This is a genomic window from Trinickia mobilis (assembly GCF_017315705.1).
Taxonomy (GTDB): domain Bacteria; phylum Pseudomonadota; class Gammaproteobacteria; order Burkholderiales; family Burkholderiaceae; genus Trinickia_A; species Trinickia_A mobilis.
In genome coordinates this window covers 381,604-386,881 of record NZ_JAFLRF010000003.1, presented here as the reverse complement: position 1 = coordinate 386,881, position 5,278 = coordinate 381,604, and the positions used below count along the sequence as shown (strand labels likewise).

The 5,278-nt window shown below is 61.1% G+C and carries 5 protein-coding genes; 4 read left to right on the top strand and 1 reads right to left on the bottom strand.

What is annotated here, in order from left to right:
- Nucleotides 1–39 precede the first annotated feature (39 nt).
- The 4 genes from J3489_RS06710 (at nt 40) to J3489_RS06695 (ending at nt 2,773) form a co-directional block, all read left to right on the top strand.
- Nucleotides 40–381, top strand: a complete 342-nt coding sequence (locus J3489_RS06710; protein WP_206996957.1) for a carboxymuconolactone decarboxylase family protein — start codon at nt 40–42, stop codon at nt 379–381.
- Between the two features lie 13 nt (nt 382–394).
- Complete coding sequence (locus J3489_RS06705; RefSeq protein ID WP_206996919.1) at nt 395–1,345, top strand: lyase family protein; 951 nt, start codon at nt 395–397, stop codon at nt 1,343–1,345.
- A gap of 70 nt (nt 1,346–1,415) precedes the next feature.
- Nucleotides 1,416–1,586: a rubredoxin gene (locus tag J3489_RS06700; protein WP_206996918.1), complete on the top strand. Its 171-nt coding sequence runs from the start codon at nt 1,416–1,418 to the stop codon at nt 1,584–1,586.
- A complete protein-coding gene (locus J3489_RS06695; RefSeq protein WP_206996917.1) occupies nt 1,583–2,773 on the top strand; it encodes an NAD(P)/FAD-dependent oxidoreductase in 1,191 nt (396 codons plus the stop codon). Before J3489_RS06700 ends, J3489_RS06695 begins: the two co-directional genes overlap by 4 nt.
- A gap of 551 nt (nt 2,774–3,324) precedes the next feature.
- On the opposite strand, the gene J3489_RS06690 is transcribed toward J3489_RS06695, so the two are convergent.
- A complete protein-coding gene (locus J3489_RS06690; protein WP_206996916.1) occupies nt 3,325–5,022 on the bottom strand; it encodes an NAD-dependent malic enzyme in 1,698 nt (565 codons plus the stop codon).
- Nucleotides 5,023–5,278: the final 256 nt, after the last annotated feature.

Below are 5,278 nucleotides of genomic sequence, written 5' to 3'. Positions count from 1 at the left end.
GCGCGCTTACATCCTATGCATTCCTATTGGAGTGATCTCATGCTCGAGTGGAAAGAGACGATTCAGGACATCAGTTCCCGCCTCACGGAACTGTCCACACGCGCGCCGGACACTCTCCGCGGTTTTGCCCTTGTCGCTGGTGCGGGCGCCAACACTAACCATCTCGGCGCGAAGACGCGTGAACTCATCGCGCTGGCCGTCGCAGTCACCACGCGCTGCGACGGCTGCATCGCCTTTCATGCCGCCGAGGCCGTCAAGCTCGGTGTGACCGATGACGAAATCGCAGAAGCGCTGGGCGTTGCCATCAACCTGAACGCCGGCGCCGCCATCACGTACAGCACGCACATGCTGGATGCCATCGACAAGCTGAAGCAGGAATGAAGGAAAAATCACGATGGAAAATTATCGCACGGAGGTCGACAGCCTCGGGGAAGTTAGCGTTCCCTCCGACAAGCTTTGGGGCGCCCAGACACAGCGATCAATCGAACATTTCAGCATCGGCCGCGAGCTGATGCCGCGGGAAATGATTACCGCCTATACCGTACTCAAGAAAGCGGCAGCCAATGCAAACCACGCCGGAAAACGTCTCGATTATCAGGCTCATTCGCTCATCACTCAGGTGTGCGATGAAATCCTCGCTGGGCAGCATCACGACATGTTCCCCCTGCACGTCTGGATGACCGGCAGCGGGACACAGTTCAACATGAACCTCAACGAGGTGATCTCAAACCGCTGTTGCCTGCTCGCGGGCACGCCGCTCGCCAGCAAGAAGCCGGTTCACCCTAACGATCACGTCAACATGTCGCAGTCGTCGAACGACTCCTTTCCTGCAGCGATGTCCATCGCTGCCGCCGTCGCGGAACTGCTGATCCCTGAAAACGAGCCAGGCTCGTCCATCATGCCCGGCAAGGTCAACCCGACCCAGGTGGAGGCGCTAACCATGGTCGCCGTCCAGGTGATGGCGAACGACGTAGCAGTCGGCTTTGGCGGCGCTGGTGGATATCTGGAGATGAACGTCTACAAGCCGTTGATGATCTTCAACGTCACACAGTCGATTACGCTGCTGACTGACGGCTGCACGAATTTTAGGCGCTTTCTGGTTGAGGGCACCCGGCCGAACGTCAGGAAGATCCGCGAATACGTCGATCGCTCACTCATGCTGGTGACCGCCCTGGTGCCGGTAATCGGCTACGACCGTGCGTCAGCCGTCGCCCACCATGCTGCGGAGCATGACCTCACCCTGAAGGCTGCAGCTCTGGAACTTGGCTTTGTCGATGGACAGACGTTTGACCGCGTCGTGGACCCGGCCAAGATGGTCAGGCCATATGTCGCTACCACCGCCTAAGGCGCTGGTTTCGAAAAATATATGTCGAGGAATCTGGACGTTGGGTCAATCGTATTAGGGAGATGAGGCGATGAAGATCTGGGAATGCATAATTTGCGGGTTTCGCTATGACGAGGCTCAAGGGCTGCCCGACGAGGGCATCGTGCCGGGCACGCCCTGGGAAGACGTGCCGGACGATTGGCTGTGCCCCGACTGCGCAAGCGGCAAGCATGACTTCGAGATGCAGGTGGTGACGGAATGAGCCAACGCGACGCTTCCATGGGGCAACACGATCCGCTGGTGATCGTCGGCACGGGCCTAGCCGGCTATACGGTGGCGCGCGAGCTGCGCAAGCTCGATGGCGACACACCACTGGTGATCGTGAGCCGCAACGATGGCAGCTTCTACTCGAAGCCCGCGCTCTCGAATGCGCTTGCGATGAAGAAGGCGCCGAGCGAACTCGCGAGTTTCGATGCGCAGGCCATGGCGGCGCAACTGCGCGCGCAAATCTGGACCTATCGTCAAGTCGAGCGGATCGTGCCCGTCGAACACGCGATCGTGGTCGACGGGCAGCGGCTGCGCTATCGCGCGCTGGTGCTCGCGACCGGCGCAGCGCCGCGACGCGTGCCAATCGAGGGCAACGGCGCGGGCGATGTCCTGTCCGTCAACGATCTCCACGATTATGTGCGTTTTCGCGAAACGCTCGCGTTGCGCCGGTCGGTCGCGATAGTCGGTGCGGGCCTCATCGGCTGCGAATTCGCCAACGACCTGATCGCTGCCGGCTACGCTGTGAGCCTGATCGACCCGGCCGATGCGCCGCTTTCGCGGCTGCTGCCGCCCGAGGTGGGCGCCGAGTATGCCCGTGCGCTGGCGGACGCGGGAGTGGACCTGCGGCTTTCCCGCGGCGTCTCCGCGATCGTACGGCGCGAGTCAGGTTATCGGTTAACCCTCACCGACGGTGCGGTGCTCGATGCGGACGTCGTCGTCTCCGCGATCGGCCTCGTGCCGAACACATCGCTCGCGAGCGCAGCGGGTCTGCAGATCGAAGGCGGCATCGCGACGGACGCCTGGTGCCGCACGAGTGCGCCGGACGTCTACGCGCTAGGCGATTGTGCTGCCATCGAAGGACGCGTGCAGCCCTACGTGCTGCCGATCATGCACGCTGCACGCGCGCTCGCGCGCACGCTGTGCGGCACGCTCACGCAAGTCGTTTTTCCGGTGATGCCGATCGTCGTCAAGACGCCCGTCGTGCCGGCCGTCATCGTGCCGCCCGCCACGCCTCAGGGCCGCTGGACCATCGATGTGGGCACACACGACTCACCGCATGCGGCGCGAGCGCTTTTCGAAGACCCCGCGACGAAACGTCTGATGGGCTTCGCCCTGCTCGGGGCCGCGACGGCCGACAAGGCGGCGCTGCTAAAGCAGATGGCGTCCGGAGCGGGCAGCTAGTCCGGGCACGGCCGCGAGCGGAACGGCGGCGGGAATGGCTGCGCGTCCCGGTGGCATTTCCGCGTGGCCATCTTTGTCATCTGGACACTGCGATTGCGGTTGCTCAACCGTCGGCTTTACCCGATCGACACATTCGCTCGCCCCTGACAAGACATCCGCGCGGCCAACTTCGCCTGCTCTGTGTATTCGCCCAAGAAGCACCCCGAGGAAATGTCCGATTTTCGGGGGTCGGCTCATCGTTAAGTGGACACTCCCAAGAGCATCGGAGCGACTCAAGAAGGGTTGCCCGACCGCTTACCTTTCGCCAACTCAAGTCAGCATTAAACGCCTGACGAAGGGACATAGCCTCCGCCGATGCGCTCGGAATGACGTCCCCAAAACTAAACCCCGCCTTGAGACCAACCTAACTTCAGTACGGGGTTTAGCTGAGAGATTCGGACTGCGTTTGGGTTACCAGCAGGTTCAACCCACGGCCTCTCGGCACGACCCGATCACGCAGTGAGAAGAGGTGGACTCGTGCGACATCTAATGCTGCCGTGCGAGTCCGACTTCTAGCCGCGTTTCCGATAGGGCCGATAGTGCGGCTCCCAGACGCGCGCCGCTATGCGAGCGTCAAGGGTGGCTGCATCGCACGGTTGCGCGACGCCGTCGACCTGCGCCTGAAACGCGACGGCCTTCGCGACGGCCACCGCAACCTTGCGCAGGTCGGTAACAGGCGGCAGTAGCAGCCCATCCTTGTCCCTAACGGTAGGTGACAGGGCGGCCACGGTCTTTCCTGCGACCATGAACATCGCATCGGTGATGCGACGAGCACCGCAAGCGAGGACACCCAGTCCGACGCCAGGAAAAACATATGAATTGTTGGTTTGATTGACCTTGCGTGTCTGGCCGTTCCAGTGGAGCGGTGGGAACGGACTCCCTGTGCCGATGAGTGCACGGCCTTCGCTCCACAGCATGAGTTGCTCCGGTGTAGCTTCGCTGCGCGAGGTCGGATTGGACAGCGGGAAGATAACCGGCCGCTCAACGTGACGCGCCATGGTGCGAACAATAGACTCGCTGAAGACGCCAGCCTGCCCCGAAACTCCGATTAGCACTGTCGGATGCGCATTCGAAACCACGTCGGCGAGACCGACCGTGCCCGGTACCTCGCGGCTCCAATTCGCGACTACCTCTGGGTTCTGGAGAAACGGCCTCTGTGCCGGCGTAATGTCAGCCATGCCCTCTACGAGCAGTCCGTTACGGTCGACAAGGAAGAAGCGGCGGCGTGCCGCCACCTCGTCGACCCCAGCATCGATCATTGCCTGGAGCAACAAAGAGGCGATGCCGCATCCGGCCGATCCGGCGCCGAGCACGGCAATGCGCTGCTCCGTTAGTGGTACACCGGTGACGTTGACGGCGGCCAGAAGCGAGCTTGCCGCGATGGCGGCAGTGCCTTGGATATCGTCGTTGAAGGTGCAGAGCCGATCGCGATAGCGTTCGAGGAGACGTGCGGCGTTGGAACCCGCGAAATCTTCCCAATGGAGCAGTACGTCGGGCCACCGCTCTGCCACCGCCGTAACGAACTCTTCGACGAAAGCATCATACTCGTCGCGACCTATGCGCTTGTGCCTCCATCCGATATACAGCGGATCGTCAAGGCGTTCCTGGTTGTTCGTTCCGACATCCAACAGTACCGGCAGTGTTTCACTCGGATGGATGCCTGCACAGGCCGTATAAAGTGCAAGCTTACCGATCGAAATGCCCATGCCACCGGCGCCCTGATCCCCGAGCCCCAAGATACGCTCACCGTCACTGACTACGATGATTCGCACATTATCGAAGCGGGGGTCCGACAACATTTCGCGAATGCGGTGCCTGTTCGGGTAACTGACGAAGACACCGCGTGGCTTGTGCCAGATTTCGCTGAAGCGCTGGCAGCCTTCGCCCACGGTCGGTGTATAGAACAGCGGCAAGGTCTCTTCGAGATTGCTGACAATCAACGCGTAGAACAGCGTTTCGTCACTGTCCTGCAGCTCGCGCAGGAAAGCGTAGCGCTCGAAGTCGGTCTCAAAGGCGCGCAGCACCTTCAACCGGCGCTCGACCTGCTCCTCAAGCGAGCCGACATGCGGTGGAAGCAATCCATGCAGCTGAAATGCATCGCGTTCTTCGTCGGTAAAAGCGGTGCCCTTGTTGAGCATCGGATTGTTGATCAGGTTAATTCCGGTCAGTTCTGTCTCGACCGGTGCGGCGAAGTCGTCTGGTTGACTCATCGATTATTCCTTCATGGCCGCGTTAAGACTAGCCGATGGCGACTGCGGCCAAGCGTCACCACTGAGTTCGCTAAGGACCTAAAAAAAGGAGTCCGTTAGCAGGCGTTTGACATCTTTGACGATCATGCAACGCATATGCTGCGCGCCGTCTATGAGGAGGACGTCATGCTCGATTCCCGCCTAAGTGATGTCGAGCCATACGCCTTTGACTTCGCCCTGAAGTTCGCGAAGGGACACCTCCCCTGACTCGAACACA

Bases quoted from the DNA above. Each gene is read 5' to 3' on its own strand.
- J3489_RS06710 (WP_206996957.1), top strand. From the start codon at position 40: ATGCTCGAGTGGAAAGAGACGATTCAGGACATCAGTTCCCGCCTCACG.
- J3489_RS06705 (WP_206996919.1), top strand. From the start codon at position 395: ATGGAAAATTATCGCACGGAGGTCGACAGCCTCGGGGAAGTTAGCGTT.
- J3489_RS06700 (WP_206996918.1), top strand. From the start codon at position 1,416: ATGAAGATCTGGGAATGCATAATTTGCGGGTTTCGCTATGACGAGGCT.
- J3489_RS06695 (WP_206996917.1), top strand. From the start codon at position 1,583: ATGAGCCAACGCGACGCTTCCATGGGGCAACACGATCCGCTGGTGATC.
- J3489_RS06690 (WP_206996916.1), bottom strand. From the start codon at position 5,022: ATGAGTCAACCAGACGACTTCGCCGCACCGGTCGAGACAGAACTGACC.